The organism is Streptomyces mayonensis (assembly GCF_018982965.1).
GTDB classification, from domain to species: domain Bacteria; phylum Actinomycetota; class Actinomycetes; order Streptomycetales; family Streptomycetaceae; genus Streptomyces; species Streptomyces mayonensis.
In genome coordinates, this window is record NZ_JACBYP010000048.1 from 12,442 (window position 1) to 32,909 (window position 20,468).

Annotated in this window: 17 protein-coding genes; 7 read left to right on the top strand and 10 right to left on the bottom strand. The window is 72.2% G+C overall.

Features of this window, described 5'->3' with window-relative positions; translation table 11 throughout:
- Positions 1–4: 4 nt before the first annotated feature.
- Entirely contained in the window at positions 5–1,483 is a 1,479-nt protein-coding gene (locus HZS56_RS38920) for a nitroreductase family protein (RefSeq protein WP_216721983.1), read from the bottom strand.
- Between the two features lie 293 nt (positions 1,484–1,776).
- Here HZS56_RS38920 and HZS56_RS19420 point away from each other — a divergent pair, with 293 nt between their 5' ends.
- A complete protein-coding gene (locus HZS56_RS19420; RefSeq protein WP_308408100.1) occupies positions 1,777–2,595 on the top strand; it encodes a helix-turn-helix transcriptional regulator in 819 nt (272 codons plus the stop codon).
- A gap of 112 nt (positions 2,596–2,707) precedes the next feature.
- Positions 2,708–4,075: an aminotransferase class V-fold PLP-dependent enzyme gene (locus HZS56_RS19425; protein WP_216721984.1), complete on the top strand. Its 1,368-nt coding sequence runs from the start codon at positions 2,708–2,710 to the stop codon at positions 4,073–4,075.
- A gap of 213 nt (positions 4,076–4,288) precedes the next feature.
- On the opposite strand, the gene HZS56_RS19430 is transcribed toward HZS56_RS19425, so the two are convergent.
- The 9 genes from HZS56_RS19430 to rfbB form a co-directional block, all read right to left on the bottom strand.
- Positions 4,289–5,428 carry a ThiF family adenylyltransferase gene (locus HZS56_RS19430; protein ID WP_216721985.1) on the bottom strand — a complete coding sequence of 380 codons (1,140 nt, stop codon included), beginning with the start codon at positions 5,426–5,428 and terminating at the stop codon, positions 4,289–4,291.
- A gap of 12 nt (positions 5,429–5,440) precedes the next feature.
- A complete protein-coding gene (locus HZS56_RS19435) occupies positions 5,441–6,535 on the bottom strand; it encodes a ketoacyl-ACP synthase III family protein (protein WP_216721986.1) in 1,095 nt (364 codons plus the stop codon).
- Positions 6,536–6,608: 73 nt separating this feature from the next.
- Positions 6,609–7,379 carry an SDR family NAD(P)-dependent oxidoreductase gene (locus tag HZS56_RS19440; RefSeq protein WP_308408101.1) on the bottom strand — a complete coding sequence of 257 codons (771 nt, stop codon included), beginning with the start codon at positions 7,377–7,379 and terminating at the stop codon, positions 6,609–6,611.
- Between the two features lie 50 nt (positions 7,380–7,429).
- A complete protein-coding gene (locus tag HZS56_RS19445) occupies positions 7,430–9,079 on the bottom strand; it encodes an FAD-dependent monooxygenase (protein WP_216721988.1) in 1,650 nt (549 codons plus the stop codon).
- A gap of 49 nt (positions 9,080–9,128) precedes the next feature.
- Positions 9,129–9,578, bottom strand: a complete 450-nt coding sequence (locus HZS56_RS19450) for a VOC family protein (RefSeq protein ID WP_308408102.1) — start codon at positions 9,576–9,578, stop codon at positions 9,129–9,131.
- Between the two features lie 4 nt (positions 9,579–9,582).
- A complete protein-coding gene (locus tag HZS56_RS19455) occupies positions 9,583–10,707 on the bottom strand; it encodes a glycosyltransferase (RefSeq protein ID WP_216721989.1) in 1,125 nt (374 codons plus the stop codon).
- Positions 10,708–10,790: 83 nt separating this feature from the next.
- On the bottom strand, positions 10,791–12,014 hold the full coding sequence (locus HZS56_RS19460) for an acyltransferase family protein (protein ID WP_216721990.1): 1,224 nt from the start codon (positions 12,012–12,014) through the stop codon (positions 10,791–10,793).
- Between the two features lie 30 nt (positions 12,015–12,044).
- Entirely contained in the window at positions 12,045–12,914 is an 870-nt protein-coding gene (gene rfbA, locus HZS56_RS19465) for a glucose-1-phosphate thymidylyltransferase RfbA (RefSeq protein ID WP_216721991.1), read from the bottom strand.
- Between the two features lie 94 nt (positions 12,915–13,008).
- The gene (rfbB, locus tag HZS56_RS19470) at positions 13,009–14,046 is read right to left on the bottom strand and encodes a dTDP-glucose 4,6-dehydratase (RefSeq protein ID WP_216721992.1); all 1,038 of its coding nucleotides are present in this window, start codon (positions 14,044–14,046) and stop codon (positions 13,009–13,011) included.
- Positions 14,047–14,442: 396 nt separating this feature from the next.
- Between rfbB and HZS56_RS19475 the strand changes: the two genes are divergently transcribed.
- From HZS56_RS19475 to HZS56_RS19495, 5 genes are all read left to right on the top strand, one after another.
- Entirely contained in the window at positions 14,443–15,606 is a 1,164-nt protein-coding gene (locus HZS56_RS19475; protein WP_308408103.1) for a 3-deoxy-7-phosphoheptulonate synthase, read from the top strand.
- 81 nt (positions 15,607–15,687) lie between these two features.
- A complete protein-coding gene (locus HZS56_RS19480) occupies positions 15,688–16,503 on the top strand; it encodes a 2,3-dihydro-2,3-dihydroxybenzoate dehydrogenase (protein ID WP_216721994.1) in 816 nt (271 codons plus the stop codon).
- A 29-nt stretch (positions 16,504–16,532) separates the two neighbouring features.
- Positions 16,533–17,201 carry an isochorismatase family protein gene (locus tag HZS56_RS19485; protein WP_216721995.1) on the top strand — a complete coding sequence of 223 codons (669 nt, stop codon included), beginning with the start codon at positions 16,533–16,535 and terminating at the stop codon, positions 17,199–17,201.
- 4 nt (positions 17,202–17,205) lie between these two features.
- A complete protein-coding gene (locus HZS56_RS19490; RefSeq protein WP_216721996.1) occupies positions 17,206–19,146 on the top strand; it encodes an anthranilate synthase family protein in 1,941 nt (646 codons plus the stop codon).
- Complete coding sequence (locus HZS56_RS19495) at positions 19,143–20,399, top strand: FAD-dependent monooxygenase (protein ID WP_216721997.1); 1,257 nt, start codon at positions 19,143–19,145, stop codon at positions 20,397–20,399. The genes HZS56_RS19490 and HZS56_RS19495 overlap by 4 nt, the downstream gene beginning before the upstream one ends.
- Positions 20,400–20,468 lie beyond the last annotated feature (69 nt).

Consider the following 20,468-nt stretch of genomic DNA (forward strand, 5'->3'; position numbering starts at 1 on the left):
CGCGTCACCGCTGCCCGTGGGCGTGGGCCGGCTGGAGCCGGTCGGTCTTGACCGCCGACGTGCCGGGCTCGCCGAGCATCGCGACGTAGAGGACCTCGTCCTCGTCCGCCAGTCCCGCCAGCAAGTGCCAGCCTCCGGCGTCGAAGCCGCCGATGGTGGTCACCGCGATGCCCGCCGCGGTGGCACCGAGGCAGAGGAGGTGGGCCAGGGCCCCGGCACGCAGCAGCGCCTCGTCGATGCCCCGGGTGCCGAGGCGGAAGATGTCGTCGTGCCGGGCATGGAAGACGACGGCCGCGCAGGCGTGGCGCAGTTGCTCCTGGCCCATACAGATCCGCACGATGTCGTCGCCGGCCGCCGCGGCGGCCCGGGTGGGCCGGACGGCGATCTCGCCGCTGCCGCGGACCGCGTACGAGCCCGGGGCGAGCCCGCCGACCCGGCGGGCGACCAAGGTGGCTCCGAAGCCGTCCGACGGCGGCAGGCCGGTGGTCAGCGGTGCCCCCAGGAAGGCCAACGCCTGCCGCACCCGGTCCTCGCGCAGTTCGGCTTCGCCGAAGTCCTTCGCGGAGCGCCGCCGGGGGGCGAGCCCTGCCAACGGGACCTGTCCCGGGGCGCTGCCCGGCTCCCTGCCGTCCGGGCCGGTCAGCAGGGGGCGCGGGCGTGGCGTGGAGGTGTGCGCCGGAGGCTGCTGGAGGCGCGGGGCGAGGCTCCGCCAGCACCGGGCCTCGGATCCGTCCGGGAGCCGGCGGGCCGGCGGCACGTTGCGCCAGTCCGTACACGTCCACGGACCGTCGGACGGCCGGTCGGGTGCCACGGGACCGGCCACCCGCAGGACGCTGTGGGCGAACATGTGGTTGGGGCCGAGGCGCAGCAGCGCCCCCAGAGGGCCGGTCGCCGCCCGTGTCAGCCACTCGGCCCGGCGGTGGGTCCGGTCCGCCAGGCACAACAGGTGCGTGCCCAGGTGCGCGGCGTCCAGTTGGGCGTACAGATAGCCGCGGTCGTCGTACTTGCGTATGGACAGCCACGGGCGCACCGCGATGAGCACCAGGAAGGAGCCGGGTCCCGGCAAGGTGAGTCCGCCGGCGTCCAGTGCGGCGGCCACCCGGTCGCCCTCGTGCAGCAGCCGGCAGCTGCGCCGGGTGACGTCCACGGAGAACACCGCCGGGCCCAGGGGACCACCGGTGGCGACGTAGATCTCGTACGGGTACAGGGCACCGGCCGACGGAGCCGAGGGCCCGCGGTCGAGCGACCCCTCGGCGGATGCGTCGAACAGGGCGAGTGCGCCCCGCAGTTCGGTGGGCAGGCCGATCCGCTGCGCCTGTGGGGCGCCGTCGTCAGTGGCGGCGAGTGCCATCTGCTGCCAGAAGCGCAGGGCGTCCCCCTCGGTGTCCGCGGCGTGGGGACGAAGTCCGGTGGCCGCGTCAGCGACGGCGCCCTCGAGGCGGTCGGCCGACCGGTCGTCCATGACGGAGCTCTTGTCCTTCACCGGTTTCGCTTCTCCCTTCCTGCCGAGGCGGGCCCGCCTCGGCACCTGAGTTGACACCGAGGAATGAGCCGCGCTTACTCGATAACTACGTGCGGTAATGCAGAAAAGCGGGTGCAATATCTTCATCAACAGCAGCTGCGATCTTGCCAGATAAGAGCGGAACCGTGTAGACCCTTTCATGGCCAGCAGTGGCCGTGACCGGCATAGGACATGCGGGGGAAGGAATTGAATAGGTGCTCCTGCAGGCAAATAGAATCGGAAAGAATGCAGCTCTGGAAACGCTGTCGGATCTGGTGGGAAGGCAGCGGCAGGCGTTGCTGGAGGCCGGGGAGGCCACCCGTTCCCTGCAGTCGCAGCTGTCCGCCCTCGTCCTGCACCACGGCGGGACTCCGGACGCGTCGGTCGCGGGCGTCGAGGAGATCGACGACCCGGCTCGGGTACGCGCCCTGTTGGACTCCGTGGCGACGATGGTCCGGCACGAGATCCGTGTCATCCAGCCGTCCGTGGTCGCCCGTCATCTGATCGCCGACTGGCTGGTCGAGGACCGGCACGGGCACGCGGACGGCGTCGGCGTCCGTACCATCCACCAGAGTTCCCTGCAGCGCAGCGAGCGGGCCGCGTCCTACCTGGACCGGCTGACACGGCGCGGGGTGCACGTCCGGGTCGCACCGCTGCTGCCGTTCCGCCTGATCATGGTGGACGAGACGTTCGCGCTGGTCTGCCCGCCGGACACGACGCTGCTGGTGCGCCGGCCCGCTCTGCTCCAGCTCCTCGCGCGGGTGTTCGAGTTCTGTTGGGACGACGCACGCGAGCTCCAGCAGCCACCAGCGGTCGCCGCGCCGCGGGAGACGGAGGAGCCGGGCCGCCGGCCCGGCGCGGGCGGAGTCGCGCTGAGCGAGCAGCAGCTCGTCATCCTCAGGCTCTGGGCGAAAGGCCGTCAGGACGCCGAAATCGCCCGTGAGCTGCGGGTTTCTCCGCGCACTCTGCGCCGTTCGGTATCGGCGCTGCTGCGGCGGCTCGGCGTGAGCAGCCGCTTCGAGGCCGGCGTGGTGGCCGCCCGCTCGCACCTGCTGCCGGAGGACACCGAAGGTACGCCGCCTCCCGCCCGGTGAGCCCCGTCCGCGGCCGTGGCTCCTCTCGTGCCGCATGCCCTCCGGGACCTCGGCGCCGCCGTGAGGCGCGCGCCGCCGGGTCCCCGCCCATGACACCGACCTGGAGTGCGACATGTCCGTTCAACCGACCCTGCCGACCACCGAGACGACATGCGGCGACCCGCTGCCCGTGCTGGGCGCCGACGTGACGGTGCCGCTCGTCACGGGTGGCGAAGTGCCGTACGCGGCGCTCGACTACGCCGCCAGCGCCCCCGTTCTGCGCAGTGTCTGGGACGATGTGGCCGCCTATGTGCCGTACTACGGCAGTGTGCACCGCGGCGCCGGTCACCTGTCGCAGCTGTCGACGGAGCTGTTCGAGCGGAGCCGGCAGACGGTGAAGGAGTTCCTCGGCTGCCGCGGAGACGACGAGGTGGTCTTCACCCGGTCGACCACCGACTCGCTCAACATGATGGCGGCGACGCTCCCCGCCGGCACCCGGGTCTACGTCTTCGAGACCGAGCACCACGCCGGCCTGCTGCCGTGGCGGGACCACGAGCTCACCCTGCTGCCGGCCCCGGGATCCCGCCAGGAGGCGGTCGAGGCCGTGGCCGAGGCACTGACCGGCCACGACCCGCTGCTGCCGGGACTTGTCTGCGTGACGGGCGCCTCGAACGTCACGGGCGAGTTGTGGCCGGTCGCCGAGATCACCGAGGTCGCGCACGCGGCCGGGGTGCGGGTCGTCCTGGACGCCGCACAGCTCGTGCCGCACCGCCCGGTCGACATCGGCGCACTGGGGGTGGACTACGTCGCCTTCTCCGGACACAAGATGTACGCGCCCTTCGGAGCAGGCGTGCTGGCGGGGCGCCCGGACTGGCTGCGCGAGGCCGAGCCGTACCTCTGGGGAGGCGGCGCCAGCAGGCGGGTCGTCCACGGCGCCGACGGGCTGTCCGTCGACTGGCAGCAGGGTGCCGCGCGCCACGAGGCCGGATCGCCGAACGTCGTCGGCGTCCACGCGCTGGCGTCGGCGTGCCGGGCGCTCAGGAAGGAGGGCTTCGAGTCCCTGGCGGCCCGCGAGGAAGCGCTGCTGCAGCGGACCCTGGCAGGACTGGCGGCGATCCCACAGGTCGAAGTGCTCTCCCTGCTGGGGCGTTCCGCCGCGCGGGTGGCCGTCGTCAGCTTCGTCGTCGACGGCTGGAACAGCTCGCACCTGGCAGCGGCACTGTCCGCCGAACACGGCATCGGAGTGCGCGACGGCATGTTCTGCGCCCACCCCCTGGTCCGCGGTCTGCTCGGCAACGCGCCCGACCGGCCGGACGAGTGCGGCGCCCCACAACCACTCGGGCCGGGCGAGCGACCGGTGAACGCGGTGCGCGCGAGCTTCGGGGCCGGTACCCCCGTCGAACACCTCGACCGCATGGTGGCCGCGATCGCGCAGCTCACCCGTGACGGGGCGCGATTGACCTATCGCACCGAGGCGGGGCGCTGCGTTCCGGTGCGCTGAGGAATCGGCTCGAAAAATGCCCGCCTGCTCCGGAGCAGGCGGGCATTCGGCTGTCGTCGAAGGAGCCGGTAATTGCGGACGCACCCAATCACCCTGTTGCGTGACCGGAAACCGGGAGGCCGGTCGCACGGTGGCACGGTTGCCGGGAACGGCGTTCTCTGCGGCGCTCGCCGCATTCCCTCGGCGAAAAAGCGGCCGTGCCGGGCAAGGCGCTCAGTAGGTGGGCATGGCGGTGTCGATCCGCTCCGCCCAGGCGAGGATGCCGCCACCCAGGTGGACCGCGTCCGGATGACCGCTCTTCTTGACCACCGCGAGTACCTCGGCCGAGCGGATGCCCGCCCGGCACAGCAGTACGGTCCTCCGGTCCCTCGGCAGCCGGTCGGCGGCGTCGCCCCGCAGGAACTCCCCCTGCGGGACGAGCACCGAGCCGGGCAGGTGGGCGAAGGCGTACTCGTCCGGCTCGCGGACGTCGACCAGGGTGACCGGTTCGCCCCGGTCGAGCAGGTCCTTGAGTTCCTCGGCCGAGACGGTGGACTCCCGCGCGGCCTCGGCAGCCGCCGGTGACAACAGGCCGAAGAAGGGCTCGGCGGCCGTGAGTTCGGCGGGACGCCGGGCGCGCGGGTCCGGGCGCAGCGGTACGGTCACACAGGTGGCGGCCATCGCGTCGTACTTCACGACCCGGCCCACCAGCGGCTCTCCCGCGCCGGTGAGCAGCTTGACGACCTCCGTGGCCAGGGTCACGGCCAGCCACGCCCCCACCACCTTCAGCGTGCCGGCCATGCCTCGGAAGTACGGAGCCGGAGGCTCGGGGAACAGGTCCCGGAAGCCCGGCCCGTGGCGGTCCCAGAAGACGCAGGCGCGTCCTCCCGTGGCCTCCATGGAGCCCCACACGAGGGGGACGCCCGCCGCGGCGCACACGTCGTCAGCGAGTTGGCACCGTGCCTGGTCCTCACCCGCGCACACCACCAGGTCGTAGCCGTCGACCAGGTCCCGGGCCGATGTCACGTCGAACCGGCCCTCGACGGCGGTCCGCACGGACGGGTGGGTGCGCCGCAGGGCCGCCGCCCAGGCCGAGGCCCGGTCGGACGGCTCCGTGTCCGGCATGCCGAAACAGCGGTCCCAGGGGTTGAGCGGGGAACCGTCGCAGATGCCGATGAACCCGACGCCCGAGTCCGCGAGATGGGCGATGAGCGGCGCCCCGATCTCGTCCGCGCCGATGACGAGCACCCTTCCCGCAGCCAGTCGCCGCTGGCCCGGTGCGCCGTGACCGGCGAGGATCAACTGGTGTGCGTATCGCCGTACCTCGTCGTCCGAGAGCTCGGCCGAGGGCTGTACGAGAGGCGGATAGGGCATGAGGGACTCCTTTCAGTCCTGGGGTGCGGGAGCCGTCACGTCCGCTTCCCGGCCGGTCCCGGTCCCGGCGACGGCCCAGGAGGGGATGTGGAGGATCTCCAAAACCGCGGCGCCCCAGTTGAAGCCGTAGCCGCTGCCCGCCAGGAGGACCCGGTCCCCTGCCTGCAGCTGACCGGTGGTCAGCAGGTGGTCGAGTCCCGCGGTCTGGTCGCCGGAGCCGAGATGGCTGATCCGGCGTCCGAATTCCCAGGTGGTGCGCTCCGGACCGACGCCCATGTCGGCGAGCATGGTCCACCATCGGACGGTTCGGCCGTTGTTGGGCATGACGAACCGCCGTATGTCGTCGGCGTCGCACTTCGCCTCGGCGAGGACCTGGCGGATGCAGTCGCCGATGCCCCCGGCGATCCGGAGGGAGATCGCCTCCAGGTCGTTGACATTCCTGCGCATGAAGTCGGTCTTGCGGGCCCGCATGTTGAGGGGCTTGTCGCCGGAGGCGGGGGCGTCCTTGAGCCCGCGGCCGCGGTACATGTGCTCCAGCGAGGAGTCGGACGTCAGGGCACAGGACACCACCCGGGCGAAGCCGGGCCTGCGTCCGAGCACGAGGGCCGTGCCGCCGTCGGCCATGACGGTGCCGCTCTCGGTGCGGAACCGGTCGAAGCCGGGAGGGCAGAACCGCTCACCGGTGGTGACCAGCACGGAGGCGCTGTCGTCGCAGCCCGCGAGGAAACCGGCCGCGAGCGAAAGCGCCGCCATGCCCCCGTTGGACTTCTGATCGAGCTCGACGGCGGGGGCGCTGCCGCCGAGGGTGTGGTGCTGGATGTAGGAGGCCGGCGTCCACATGTCCTGGCCCTGGAAGTACGCGCTGGCGTGCAGCAGCAGACGCACGTCCTCGGGGACCACGTCGGTTCCGGCGCGTTCGAGTGCCTGGCGCACCGCGGCCACCGCCAGGTCGGGGGCGAACTCGTCCTCCGAGACGGTCACCCCGAGGAGGGCGTTGGCGACGTGCTCGGCGGCGGGATAACGCCCGTCGGCCACGGCCTGGTCGAGATCGAGCCGTCGGCCCAGACGCGTACCGAGAGAAGTGATGTAGATGTCGTTGAGGAACAAGTCCTGACCTTTCTGACGTACGACTGCGGTACACGGCGTGACCGGGCGAGCCGGAGCGGGCGGACCGGCTGCCTCACAGATAGGCACCGCCGGTGGCCTCCACCCGCTCGCCGGTGATCCACCGGGCCTCCTCCGAGGCGAGGAAGGCGACGGCGTCGGCCACGTCCCGGGGTTGTCCCAGCCGTCCGAACGCGGTGAGTGCCACCGCCTCGGCGGCGTCCTCGGGGTGGGCGCGCAGCCGGGCCCGGTGGAAGTCCGTCTCGATCAGGCCCGGTGCCACGGTGTTGACCGTGATGCCGCGAGGCCCGAGCTGAGCCGCCAAGGACCGGCTGAACGCCTCCAGAGCGCCCTTGCTCATGGCGTAGGGGAGCACATGAGGGTGCGCGATCCGGTTCGCGACGGAGGAGATGCTGACGATGCGCCCGCCGTCGCGCAGCAGCGGCAGGAACCGCTGGACCACGAAGACGGGGGCCTTCACGTTGATCGCGAAGACCCGGTCGAGGTCCTCGTCCGTGACGGTGGTGATGTCGGCACGGCAGCCGACGCCCGCATTGTTGACCAGGACGTCCAGCCCGGCGGAGCCGGTGTGTTCGACCAGGCCCCGCTCGACGCCGGCGGCCAGTTCCTCGACGGCATCCCTCGCGGTCAGGTCGGCACACACCGCGAAGGCCTGTCCGCCGGCTGCGCGTACCGCGGCCACGGCCTCTTTCGCCGCGGCGTCGTCGCGGCCGTAGTGGACGGCCACCACGGCGCCCGTGCTGCCGAGCCGTTCTGCGACGGCCCGGCCGATTCCCCTGCTGCCGCCGGTTACCAGAGCGGTACGCGGTGGGGTGTCCGCTGCCACGGTCTTCTCCTGGAGGGTGAGGTGGGAAGGGACGGTGGGCCGATCAGGTCTCACGAGGCCCGGCCGGGACGTGCGAGGAGCGCGGACAGGGCCTGTTCCAGGCGGACTTCTGCCGCACCGTCGATGCTCTCCGCCCGCCATGCGACGAACCCGTCGGGGCGTACCAGCAGGGCGCCGGAGTCCCCGATGCCGACCTGGGCGGCCCAGGAGGCGCCGGCGCCGCCCGCCGTGTCGCCGGCGTCGTCGATGCGGTGTCCGTCCACCGGCAGGCCGAGCCGTGCCGCCACCCCGCCGAGGGCGTCGAGCCACTCCTGACCGCGTGGGCCGGTGAGGAGAACGAACCGGCGGCCGACCAGGTCCAGGGTGGAGACGCGGCCCCGGGACCCGGGCAGCCAGTGGTGGGGGAGGCGGGAGCCGGGGGACCCGTCCAGGTCCTCGGCCACGTCCTCGCCGGACGGCAGCTCCGGCCGGGCGCCCAGCACGGCTGCGGAGTCGTAGCGGTAGCCGAGGTGGACCACCGGGGCGTTGAGCGCTCCGGCGCGGGCCCTGCGCGCGCGGCCTTCCGGCCCGGACGCCCAGTGCAGGGTGGCATCCTCCAGCCGCAGCATCGACTGCGTCAGCGCGGACCTCGCGACCGGGAGGCGTTCGGCCTCGTAGGTGTCCAGGAGGGCCTCCCCCGCGTGGCCCTCCAGCACGTGGACGAGCTTCCAGGCGAGGTTGTGGGCGTCGGCCACTCCGGTGTTCATTCCGAAGGCACCGACGGGCGGGATGACGTGGGCCGCGTCGCCGGCGAGGAACACCCGACCACGGCGGAACCGGTCGGCGACCAGCCCGCGGACCTGCCAGGGCAGGATGCTCACCACGTCGGGCGTCACGCCGGCGAGTGGGCCGACGGCCTCACGGATGCGCTCGGCGCACTGCTCCCGGGTGAAGTCCTCGGGCTTTCGACCGGAGTCACGCGGGTAGCGGAAGTGGTAGATCCACTCCCTGCTGCCGTCGACCGGCAGCAGTCCGCCGGGCGCCTTCGGTGTGGTGATGTCGCACATGACGAAGGTGCGGCCACCCGTGAGCCCGGTCAGATCGGCGCGGAAGAGCACGCTGATCAGGGGGTCGCCGAGCACCCCCGGGCCACTGGTGGTGATACCCAGCCCTTCGCGTATGCCGCTGCGGGCGCCGTCCGCGGCCACCAGGTAGCGGGCCCGCACCTCACGGACCGCGTCGGCGTCCGCGAGCTGAGCCGTGACGCCCTCGCCGTCCGTTCTGCAGCCGAGGAACTCGGTGCCGAACTCGATGCGCGCTCCCGCCTCCCGGGCCGCGTCGGCGACGACCTGGTCCAGGCGGCCCTGGGGGCAGGTGCCGCGCAGGGTCTGCGGGGTGAGCCGGCCGAAGGCGTCACCGCGGAGCGGTGCCTCCCTGGACAGGGCGTCCAGGTCGGCTTCGGCGAGGGTGGGCGTGGCGAACATCTGCAGGTTGTCGCCGGTCATGTCCACGCACTGGGCGTCGACCGCGTCGGCGAGCCCGGCCGAGCGCAGTATCTCCACGGTGCGCGGCCCGATCCCCATGGCGCGCGGGTGTGCCGGAGGGGTTTGCCGGCGCTCGACGACCAGGGTGCTGATCCCGGCGCGCGACAGGAAAAGGGCCGTGCACAGCCCGACCGTGCTGCCCCCGACGACCAGTACGTCGGGATTCTCGCTGAGCATTCCGGTTCCGCTCCATTCGTACGGTCGACAGGCGCTGGGGCGACAGGGATCAGGCGGGGGAGGCCGAGTCGAAGGCGGGCATGTGCGGGGTTCCCGGGTCCCAGGACGCGACGAACCGCTGCTGCCGGGAGATGTCCATCAGTTCCACGTCGACACCGAGGCTCGGCACCTTGTGGTAGGCGTACGGGCGTCCCAGCGGGCAGGCACTGAACTCCTGCTCGAAGCCCGCGCCGGACAGCCGGGCGGAGCTCCGGTCCACGTCCTCGGTCCAGTAGCCGAGGTGGTGGCAGCGGGCTCCGAGCGAGGAGTCCCACGGGCTGCCGGGGGGTCCCTGGACGAGTTCCACGTACGGCGGGCCGCCGCGGGTGAAGGCGAGCAGGTAGTCCCACTCACCGAGGGAGTCCTCCAGGACGCCGGACCACTGGGCGTTCACGCTCTCGGTCAGGTCGCGCATCGCCCGCTCGATGTCGGGTACGACGAAACACACGTGGTAGAACACGGCGTCACCCCAGCTTCTCGATGAGGTTCAGCACCTCGGCGGGTGCCGGCATGGCGTTGGCCTCGTCCGCCAGCGACCGGGCGCGCTCCCGGTAGGTCCTCCGCGTCAGCAGGTCCTCCGCCGCACTCGCCAGTGCCTCGGGCGTGTCGTCCCCCGGCAGGATCGAACGGGCGGCACCGTAGGCTGCGAGGCGCTCCGACGGGGCCACCAGCTTGGGCATGTTCGGCACGAGCAACTGGGGGACGCCGTAGACCATGCCGGTCAGCGCGGTGCCGCCGCCCGCATGGTGGACGAGTAGGTCGCACGTGCGGGCCACCGTGTCGAAGGGCAGCCAGCCGACCTTCGTACCGGTCGCCTCGCTCAGTTCACCGGCGACCGCGGGCGGCGCGCTGACCAGGATCTCGGCGTCCAGGTGCCGAAGCTTGCCGACGAGCTCGACCAGGTAGTCGAAGAAGTAGCCGCGGGCGGTCTTGGTGCCGGCGGTGACGGCAACCCGGGGCGCGGAGCCCTTCGTGTACATCCACGGTTCGAGCCGGGGCTGCAGGTTGCAGGGGATCCAGCGCATGGAGGTGCCCTTGGGTGCGTCGGGATCACGGACGCTCGGCGGGCAGACGTCCACCCAGAGGGCCGAGGCCGGGATGCCGCCGAAACCCAGTGCCTCGAGTTCCGGTCGCAGCTCGGTCTCGGCGGCCACGTCGACGACCTGCGGCTCGCCGGAGTCCCAGGACTGCCGTACGTGGGGCACGCCGATGCGGGCGGCGAGGACCGCGGCCGAGTAGGTGAGGGTGCCGCCGACGACCACGTGGGGGCGCCAGGAGCGGGCCAGTTCGTACAGCGGTTCCTGGTAGAGCGCCGCCATGCGGCCGAACGCATGGCCGATGGACCGCATCCGCACGTCGGGGTCGCTGGACTCCGGGACGGGAGCACCTGTCCGGTCGGTGGTGATGAGGTGCCGGATCGGAACGTCGGAGACGCAGACGCCGGGGAGACCTGCTCCGGCGACCGCGTCCGCCGTCTCCTGGTTGCAGGCGAAGAGGACCTCGTGGCCGGCGTTGCGGGCGGCCGTCGCCAGCGGGGTGAGCGCGTAGACCGTGGCCGGGCTGCCGCCCGTGACGAAGAGGATACGCAAGGAGGTGACCTCACTCGGTGTCGGAAATGGGGAAGGCGGGTGAGAGGCAGGCGGACGCGGGCCCGGCTCGGCTCGGGATCGGGTCAGGGCCGCGGCGACGCGTCCTCGTCCGCGCGGCCCGCGACCGGTGACCGACCGGATGCGGCCGGCGCGGCCGTGGACCCGCTCCGCGCGCCGGCCGGCCGCCGTCGCGCGGAGCGGCCCCAGCGGCGCATCAGCGGAGTCTCGACCCAGTGGTACAGGGCGAGCGCCAGAGCGAGACTGACCACGAGGGCGAGCAGCGAGACGAGTACGCTCTCCGGTGCCGTCGGCGGCCGGCCCGAGTCCGCCACCCTCTCTCCCGCGTAGGCCAGGACGATGCCGTGGACGAGGTAGAACGCGAACGACGCCTCACCGAGGCGGCGCATCACCGGTCCGGCGAGTGCCGTGCGGCGACCGCCCGTGTCGGCGGTGGCCAGGGCGGCGATGAACAGGGCCAGCGGGACGACGGTCACGGCGGCGACCGTGAACAGCATCGGCGTGAAGGTCCCCACGACGTACGCCACGACGGTGAGCAGGGCCGCAGGGACCGGCTTGAGGCCGATCCACCGTCCGTCGAGCACGACGCGCGCCATCAGCATGCCGAGGACGAACTCCAGCAGCCGGGTCAGGGGAAAGATGTAGACGAACCACAGGCCCTCGACCGACACGCCGTCCAGCCACGAGCCCGTCTCGGGGAAGGCGGGGGACCGGGACAGCAGGCTCCCCGCCGCGAGCGGGAGCAGCATGACCGTCGCGGCGGCACCGGCCGCCCACCACCACAGCTGTGTGACGCGGACCCGACGGACCAGTGGCAGCAGCAAGGGGAACACCGCGTAGAAGAACAGCTCGCAGGAGAGCGACCAGCTCGCGCCGTTGACGCTCAGGAACACGGCGGGATCGGACGACCACGACTGGAGCAGGAGCAGGTTGACCACGGCCGTGCCGGACGGCGTGGTGGCTGCGGCGTACACGACCATCGCCAGCCCGAAGGTCACCACGTGGTTGGGGAAGATCTTCACCAGACGGCGTCGGAGTACGTTCCCGTACGTCTCTTGCGGGCGGGCCGACCAGGTCAGTACGAAGCCGCTGAGGACGAAGAAGAACGAGACGCCGATGGTGCCGGCGGACTTGGTGGCCGTCATCAGTCCGTCGGCCGCGCCCGTCCCCGCGGCGAACAGACCGCCGGTGGCGATGTGGCACAGGAACACGAGCCCCGCGGCGACGAAGCGCGCTCCGGTGAGGGAATCCAGACGGTGGTTGCGCGGAGCACCCGCAGTGCTCTCCATAGCAGTCTCCTGTGTCGGAAGTTCGTGGAGTCAGCCCCGGGCCAGGGATCTGACGTGCCTGCCGTACATCGAGCCGGGAGAGAGGCGGTTTGCGAGTTGCCTGAGCTGGTCCATGCCGATGTAGCCCATGCGGAAGGCGGTCTCCTCCAGGCAGGCGATCTGCATGCCCTGCCGCTTCTGGAGGACCTGTACGTACTGACTGGCCTCCATGAGGCTGTCGTGGGTGCCGGCGTCGATCCAGGCGTTTCCGCGGCCGAGCTGGACGATCCGGCTGCGGCCCTCCTGGACGAGCAGTCGGTTCACGTCGGAGATCTCCAGTTCGCCGCGTGCTGAGGGGGAGATCTTCTCGGCGTAGGCGAGGACGTCGTTGCTGTACATGTAGAGCCCCGTGACAGCGATGCTGGACGACGGGTCGTTGGGCTTCTCCACGATGTCGACCAGCTCGCCCGCCGCGTCGAGCACCGCGACGCCGTAGCGCTCGGGGTCGGAGACCGGGTAGCCGAAGACGGTGCAGCCGTCGACGGTCCGGGCGGCCCGGTGCAGGGTGGCGGGCAGGCCCTGCCCGTAGAAGATGTTGTCCCCCAGGATCAGACACACGTCCTCGTCACCGGCGAACTCCCGCCCTATGAGCAGGGCCTCGGCGATGCCGCGCGGCTTGTCCTGGACGGCGTAGCGGAGGTCGAGTCCCAGGTCGCCGCCGTCGCCGAGCAGGGAGCGGAACGACTCGACGTGGGAGCCGTCGGTGATGACGAGGATCTCCCGCATCCCGGCGAGCATCAGCACCGACAAGGGGTAGTACACCAGCGGCTTGTCGTAGACGGGCAGCAGTTGCTTGGAGCTGATGGTCGTCAGCGGCAGCAGCCGGGTGCCCGAGCCACCGGCCAGGAGTATTCCGCGCATCGCGTTGGTTTCCTTGCCTAGGGGCGGTCAGCGGTCGGTTGACGGTTGCGGACGGCTCGCCGGGAGCGGCGGTGCGGTGGCCTCCGCGTTCGGGTCAGGGCGTCCGGGCCGGGCTCCGGGCGGGATCGCGGAACACCGGCCGGGGGCCGGCCGGGCCGGCGGCGAGCGGGCGCCACCAGCCGGGGTGGTCCTGGTACCAGCGCACGGTGGCGGCCAGTCCCGACTCGAAGTCGTGCAGGGGCTGGTAGCCGAGTTCGTCCCGCGCCTTGCGGCAGTCGACCGAGTAACGCAGGTCGTGGCCCTTGCGGTCGGGCACGTGGCGTACGGACGACCAGTCGGCGCCGGCAGCCGCGAGCAGCCGCTCGGTCAGCTGCCGGTTGGTCAGTTCCGTACCGCCGCCGATGTTGTAGACCTCGCCGGGCCGGCCCGAGCGGCGCACCAGTTCGATGCCACGGCAGTGGTCTTCCACGTGCAGCCAGTCGCGCACGTTGTCCCCGTCGCCGTAGAGCGGCACGGACCGCCCGTCGATGAGGCGGGTGACGAAGTGGGGGACGAGCTTCTCCGGGTGCTGCATCGGGCCGTAGTTGTTGGAGCAGCGGGTGACGCGCACATCGAGGCCGTGCGTGTGGTGGCACGCCAGGGCCAGCAGGTCGGCCGACGCCTTCGAGGCGGAGTACGGGGAGTTCGGCCGCAGCGGCCGGTGCTCGTCCCAGGAACCCCGCTCGATCGACCCGTACACCTCGTCCGTCGAGACGTGCACGAACGTGCGGACGCCGTGCCGGAGCGAGGCGTCCAGCAGGCGCTGCGTGCCCAGGGCGTTGGTCCGCAGGAACGCGTCGCTGTCCTCGATGGAACGGTCCACGTGCGACTCGGCGGCGAAGTGCACCACCGTGTCGACGCGGGGCAGCAGTGCGTCCAGGACGCCGGGGTCATTGATGTCACCCTGCCGGAAGCGCAGCCGGCCGAGGTCGGCGAGGTCGGCCAGATTGGCGAGGTTGCCCGCGTAGGTGAGCTTGTCGAGGACCGTGACGGTGTGGACGTCCGCGTCCGCCGAGCGGAGCACGGTACGGACGTAGTGGGAGCCGATGAAGCCCGCGCCCCCGGTGACGAGCAGGTGCGTGCCGTTCTGCATGACTCCCCCTGGATCTGGTAATTCGAAAAGCGGCCCAATATGACGGGGCGGCGCCAACCTAATTCCACGGGCTAATGAATGTAAAGCCCGGCCCGTCAGTGCGCGAGTCAAGCATGAGTAAAGCGATGCATGTAACCGCATGAAATTCGAAAGATGCGCGCAACCGCATTCAAGAAAAGGTGGCGAGTGCTCCTTGGCTGCGAACATTCCTGCTTGACGGGATGTCTGGGATCTGCATAAGTTGCAGATCCACTGCCGGGCCGCACCTTCGGGGCCGTCTCGACCTCAATTCGACTTCGGCTCGATTCGGCATTCAATTCCAGGCGTCGCGTCGGGCGTTTTGCCATGTCTGCAAGGGGGAGATTCGTGGGGCGAGATACGGCCGCAGTCCGCGCCGTGAACGTGGAAGAGACTCCCCCACGGCCGGCCGCGGAGCAGCAGCCCGACTGGGGCGACCGGCGGCTGCTGCGCCGGGTCCGCGCGGAGCTGCGTGAGCGTCCCGGCCTCGTCACCGCCGAGGACACGGCGCGGCTGCGGGAGCTCCTCGGCGAGGTGGCCACCGGCAAACGGCGGATCCTGCAGGCGGGCGACTGTGCCGAAGACCCGGCCGACTGCACGGCGTCCGGTGTCCGGCGCACCGTGCGCCTGCTCGACGAACTCGCCGGGGTGATGCAGGCCGGCACCGGCCGTCGGGTGCTGCGGATCGGCCGGCTGGCCGGCCAGTTCGCCAAGCCCCGGTCCCGCCCGGTCGACCGGAGCGGGGGCCTGGAACTCCCGGCCTACCGCGGCCCGATGGTGAACGCTCCCGAGGCCGACCCGGTCGCGAGGGAGCCCGACCCCCGGCGACTGCTGACGGGCTACGACCTGTCGCGCACGGTCCAGTCGGCCCTGGCCGCGCAGGGGCGCGGGCCGGCGGGGGACGCCGGGTCGGCCGTGTGGACCAGCCACGAGGCTCTGCTGCTGGACTACGAACAGCCGCTGCTGCGGACATCCGGCGGCGGCCGCTCGCTGCTGGCCTCCACCCACCTGCCGTGGATCGGGGAACGCACCCGGCAACCGGACGGCGCCCACGTCCAGTTGCTGTCCCGGGTCGTCAACCCGGTGGCCTGCAAGGTCGGCCCCACCACGACGGCAGGTGAACTGCTGGCGCTGTGCGCCGTCCTGGACCCCGACCGCAGTCCCGGCCGGCTGACCCTCGTCGTCCGGATGGGGGCAGACGGGGTCCGCGACGCACTGCCGCCCCTGGTGCGGTCTGTCCGCGCGGCGGGGCACCCGGTGATCTGGCTGTGCGACCCCATGCACGGCAACACCGTCCGGGCGGCGGACGGACGCAAGACCCGGATCGTGGCCGCGCTCATCGACGAGGTCGAAACCTTCCAGGACGTGGTGCTCGCCGAGCACGGCGCCGCGGGTGGCCTCCACCTGGAGGCCACCGGCCACCCGGTCGCCGAGTGCGTCTGGGCTTCCGGCGAAGCGCCGGGCGTCCCGTACACCACGCTGTGCGACCCCCGGCTCAACCCGGTACAGGCCCGCCACGTCGCACTCGCCTGGCACGCCTGACCGGAGTCCGGGCCGACGCGGCCCGGCTCGCCGTGACCGGAGCCGAGCGACCCGAACCCAGCGACTCGAGGAGGAACACCCTTGAAGGGCACGTCAGACACCCGTCGGCAGCGGTCCGGCGCGGAGCACACCGGCAAGGTCGCGCTGGTGACCGGAGCCACCGGAGGCATCGGAGAGGCGGTCGTGTACGCACTCGCCGAGGCCGGCACCGCGGTCGCCGCGGTCGACCTCGACCCCGCGGACCTTGCGGAGTTGGAGCGCACCGCCAAGGACAAGGGCCTGTCCGTGACCGCACTTCCCGCGGACGTGACCTCTGCCGCCCAGGTGGAGGACATCGTCGCCGGAGTCGAGGAGCGGCTCGGACCGATCGAGCAGCTGGTCAACACCGCGGGCGTACTGCGCCCGGCGCCGGTGCTGTCGCTGACCGAGGAGGACTGGCATCAGACCTTCGCGGTCAACACCGCCGGTGTCTTCCGGGTCTCCACCGCCGTCGCCCGGCGCATGGCGGGCCGTGAGCGGGGCGCCGTCGTGACGGTGGCCTCCAACGCCGCCGTCGTCCCGCGGGTGGGCATGGCCGCGTACAGCGCCTCGAAGGCCGCAGCCGTCGCCTTCACGAAGAATCTCGGACTGGAACTGGCCGGCCACGGCGTCCGCTGCAACGTCGTCTGCCCCGGCTCGACGGACACCCCCATGCTCCGGTCCCTGTGGACGGACGAGTCCGGACCCGCCCGCTCCCTCAACGGAGTGCTGTCGGAGTTCCGGGGCGGCATTCCGCTCGGCCGATTCGCCACCCCCCGCGACATCGCCCACGCCGTCGCGTTCCTGCTCTCCGACCGGGCCGCGCACATCACCATGCACGACCTCCACGTCGACGGCGGAGCAGCCCTGGGCCGCTGAGGCCCGCCCGAACCCAGGAGAACCCCCTCATGGCCATACCCGGCATAGCCCCCTATCCCATGCCGCGCCAGGACGCCCTCCCCCCGAACACGGCGTCCTGGCTGCCCGACCCGCGGCGCGCGGCGGTCCTCGTGCACGACATGCAGGGCTACTTCGTCGCACCCTTCCCCGCCGCACAGGAACCCGGGCTCAGCCTCGTCGGCAACACCCGCAGGCTCGTCCGGGCCTGCCGGTCCCTGGCCGTTCCGGTCGCCTACACCGCACAGCCGGGAGACATGACGGACGAACAGCGCGGCCTGCTCAAGGACTTCTGGGGTCCGGGCATGCGGGCGGCCCCCGAGCACCGAGCGATCATCGACGAGGTGGCGCCGCCCCCCGAGGAGGCGCCGGACACCGTCTTCACGAAGTGGCGCTACAGCGCCTTCCACGGAAACGGCCTGGAGGACCACCTGCGGCGCCAGGGGCGCGACCAACTGATCATCTGCGGGGTGTACGCCCACGTGGGCTGTCTGATGACGGCCGTCGACGCCTTCACCCACGACATCGAGACGTTCCTGGTGGCGGACGCCGTCGCCGATTTCACTCCCGACCACCACCGGATGGCGCTGGACTACGCCGCGTCCCGGTGCTCGGTCGTCGTGTCCACCGACACGCTGCTCAGCCAGCTGGGCGCGGCGGAACTCGTCGGGCAGGACTGACGCGATGGCTTCCGAGGACTGCCGGTTCACCGGCCTGCTGGAACGCGTGCTCGGTCACCGCCCGCCCGCCTTCGCGTTGCTGCACCGGCCCGAAGCGGTGGGGGACCGGGTGGAACTGCTGCTCGGTGACGTGAGCGAGGCGGCCCGCCTGGGCGACGTGCCGCTCGGTCCACCGCACGAAGGCCCGCCCGGTCCACGTCACGAGACGCTGATGCTGGTGCCCTACCGGCAGGTCGCCGAGCGCGGCTTCGTGTGCCGCGACGACGGTGCGCCGCTGCTGACCCTCACCGTCACCGAGCAGGGCGCCCACCCCCTGGACGAGGCCGTGGCGCTGCTGCCCGACGTGCCGGTCGACCTGTCGGACGCGCACTTCGACATCGACGACGAACAGTACGCCGCCATCGTGCGCCGGGTGCTGGAGGACGAGATCGGCAACGGAGCGGGCGCCAACTTCGTCATCAGCCGGGCCTTCACGGCCGACATCGCGGGCTGGTCCCCGGCGGTGGCCCTGAGCCTGTTCCGCCGGCTGCTGGGCGGTGAGCGCGGCGCGTACTGGACGTTCGTGGTGCACACCGGCGACCGCACCTTCGTCGGCGCCACCCCCGAGCGGCACATCAGTCTCTTCGACGGCACTGCCGTGATGAACCCCGTCAGCGGCACCCTGCGCTACCCGCCGGGCGGACCCGGACTCGACGACGTCATGCGGTTCCTGGCCGACCCCAAGGAGATCGGCGAGCTGTGCATGGTGGTGGACGAGGAGCTCAAGATGATGGCCCGGATCTGCGAGGAGGGCGGCCGGGTGGCCGGACCGTACCTCAAGGAGATGGCCACCCTCGCGCACACCGAATACCTCCTCAAGGGCCGCACCACCCGCGACGTGCGCGACATCCTGCGCGAGACCATGTTCGCGCCCACGGTCGTCGGCAGCCCCCTGGAGAGCGCGTGCCGGGTCGTGCGCGATTACGAGCCGTACGGCCGCGGCTACTACAGCGGGGTCGCCGCGCTGGTCAGCCGCGACATCAACGGCGGCACCTCGCTGGACTCGGCGATCCTGCTGCGGACCGCGGCCGTCACCGGCGGCCGGCTGCGACTGGCGGTCGGCGCCACTCTGGTACGCGACTCCGAGCCCGCGGCCGAGGTCGCCGAGACCCACGCCAAGGCACGGGGCGTGCTGCGCGCCCTCGGCGTCACGGAAGCGGCGGCCGCGCGCCGCACCACGCCACCCGAACTGGCCGGCCACCCCCTGGTCCGGGCCGCCCTCCAGGACCGCAACGAGGACCTGGCCCGGTGCTGGCTGGCCCCGGCCCTCGGTGACGGCGACCCGCCGCTCCGGCGGATGCCCGAGGGCCGGCGCGTGCTCGTGGTCGATGCCGAGGACAACTTCACCGCGATGATCGCCCAGCTGCTCCGCCCGACGGGGCTCGACGTCGAGGTGTGCCGTTTCGACGCACCGTACGACCCGGCGGCGTACGACCTCGTGGTCATGGGGCCGGGACCGGGCGATCCCCGCGACATCGGCGACGCCAGAATCCGCTCGCTGCACGAGGCGGTCCGGCGGCTGCTCGGCACGTCGACGCCGTTTCTCGCCGTCTGCCTCAGCCACCAGGTGCTCGGCCTCCTGCTCGGCTTGGACCTCGTGCGCCGTGAACGTCCCAACCAGGGCGTACAGAAGAAGATCGACCTCTTCGGACGGCCCGCCCTCGTGGGCTTCTACAACACCTTCGCGCTGAGCCACCCGGAGGACACGGCCCACTCCCCGGCGGTCTCCGGCACCGTCGAGGTGAGCCGCGACCCGGCCACCGGTCAGGTGCACGGCCTGCGCGGCCCCGGCTTCGCCTCACTGCAGTTCCACCCGGAGTCCCTGCTCAGCCGGGACGGGGCGCCCGTGCTCCGGGAGACGGTGGCCGCCCTGCTCGCCCCGGCCGGCCAGGAGGTGCGCACATGATGAACATCGCGATAGCGGGGGGCGGGATCGGTGGCCTGGCGGCCGCCCTGGCCGCCGCACGGGCCGGTCACACCGTCCACGTCCTGGAACGCGAGGCGGAGTTCGGGGAACTGGGTGCGGGCATCCAGTTGGCCCCGAACGGGTTCCGCGCCCTGGAGCGACTGGGCGTCGAGGAGGCGGTGCGCGCACGTGCCGTCCACGTCGACGCCCTGCGGCTCCTGGACGCCCGCTCCGGCCGGGCCCTGACGGTGCTGCCGCTCGGCGGCTCCTACCAACGCCGGTTCGGCCACCCGTACGCCGTCGTGCAACGCGCCGACCTGCACGCGGCGCTGCTGCAGGCCTGCCACGCGCACGACCGCATCTCGCTGCAGCCCGGCACTGCGGTGACCGGCTACCGGAACCTCCCCGGTGCGGTGCGGATCCTGACCGCCGGCGGCCGCACCGTCGACGCCGACGCCCTGGTCGGGGCCGACGGCATCCGCTCCAAGGTGCGCGCCCAGCTGGTCGGTGACGGTCCCCCGACCGTCTCGGGCCACACCATCCACCGCACCGTCGTGCCGATGCGGGAGGTGCCGCCCGATCTGCGCTGGAACTCGGTGAACCTGTGGGCGGGTCCGGGCCGGCACTTCGTCCACTACCCGATCGCGGGCGGCGACCGGCTGAACCTCGCCCTCACCCGCGACGACGGGGCCCGGGACGCGGTGGCAGGTGTTCCGACCGGCCGGGACGAGGTGCTGGCGGGCTTCCCCGGCCTGCACCCGGACGCCCGCCGTCTGCTCGGACTCGGCCGGGACTGGCGGACCTGGGTCCTCTGCGACCGGATGCCGGCCGGCACATGGACCGACGGGCGGGTCTGCCTGACCGGGGACGCCGCTCACCCCATGCTGCAGTACGCCGCTCAGGGCGCCTGCATGGCCCTGGAGGACGCGGTGGCGCTCGGCGAGACGCTGACCGGTTCCTCCCCGGACGTCGAGGCGAGGCTCGACGGCTTCGCCGAGTCCCGCCGGGAGCGCACCGCGCGGGTGCAGGAGGTGTCCCGGTGGATGGGCCACTCCCTGTACCACCCGGACGGTGCCGAGGCCGAGGCCCGCGACGCGCTGCTCGCCTCCCTTTCCCCCGACGGCTTGATGGACGCGGTGGAGTGGCTCCACGCACACGACCCCGGCAGGGCCCGGTCGGACGGGGCCCGGTCGCGCACGCGTGCGGTACCGGCCGAGTCCCGCGCCAGTTCCGTACCGGCCGGCAACCGGTGACCGAGTGCGGCGCGCCTGTCATCCGCCTTATCGCAGCAAGCGGCCAGGGGACGGTCCTCGACTCCCCTG

Coding starts and splice junctions, on each gene's coding strand:
- HZS56_RS19485 (WP_216721995.1), top strand. CDS start 16,533: ATGGCCATACCCGGCATAGCCCCCTATCCCATGCCGCGCCAGGACGCC.
- HZS56_RS19490 (WP_216721996.1), top strand. CDS start 17,206: ATGGCTTCCGAGGACTGCCGGTTCACCGGCCTGCTGGAACGCGTGCTC.
- HZS56_RS19425 (WP_216721984.1), top strand. CDS start 2,708: ATGTCCGTTCAACCGACCCTGCCGACCACCGAGACGACATGCGGCGAC.
- HZS56_RS19460 (WP_216721990.1), bottom strand. CDS start 12,014: ATGGAGAGCACTGCGGGTGCTCCGCGCAACCACCGTCTGGATTCCCTC.
- HZS56_RS19495 (WP_216721997.1), top strand. CDS start 19,143: ATGATGAACATCGCGATAGCGGGGGGCGGGATCGGTGGCCTGGCGGCC.
- rfbB (WP_216721992.1), bottom strand. CDS start 14,046: ATGCAGAACGGCACGCACCTGCTCGTCACCGGGGGCGCGGGCTTCATC.
- HZS56_RS19445 (WP_216721988.1), bottom strand. CDS start 9,079: ATGCTCAGCGAGAATCCCGACGTACTGGTCGTCGGGGGCAGCACGGTC.
- HZS56_RS19430 (WP_216721985.1), bottom strand. CDS start 5,428: ATGCCCTATCCGCCTCTCGTACAGCCCTCGGCCGAGCTCTCGGACGAC.
- rfbA (WP_216721991.1), bottom strand. CDS start 12,914: ATGCGCGGAATACTCCTGGCCGGTGGCTCGGGCACCCGGCTGCTGCCG.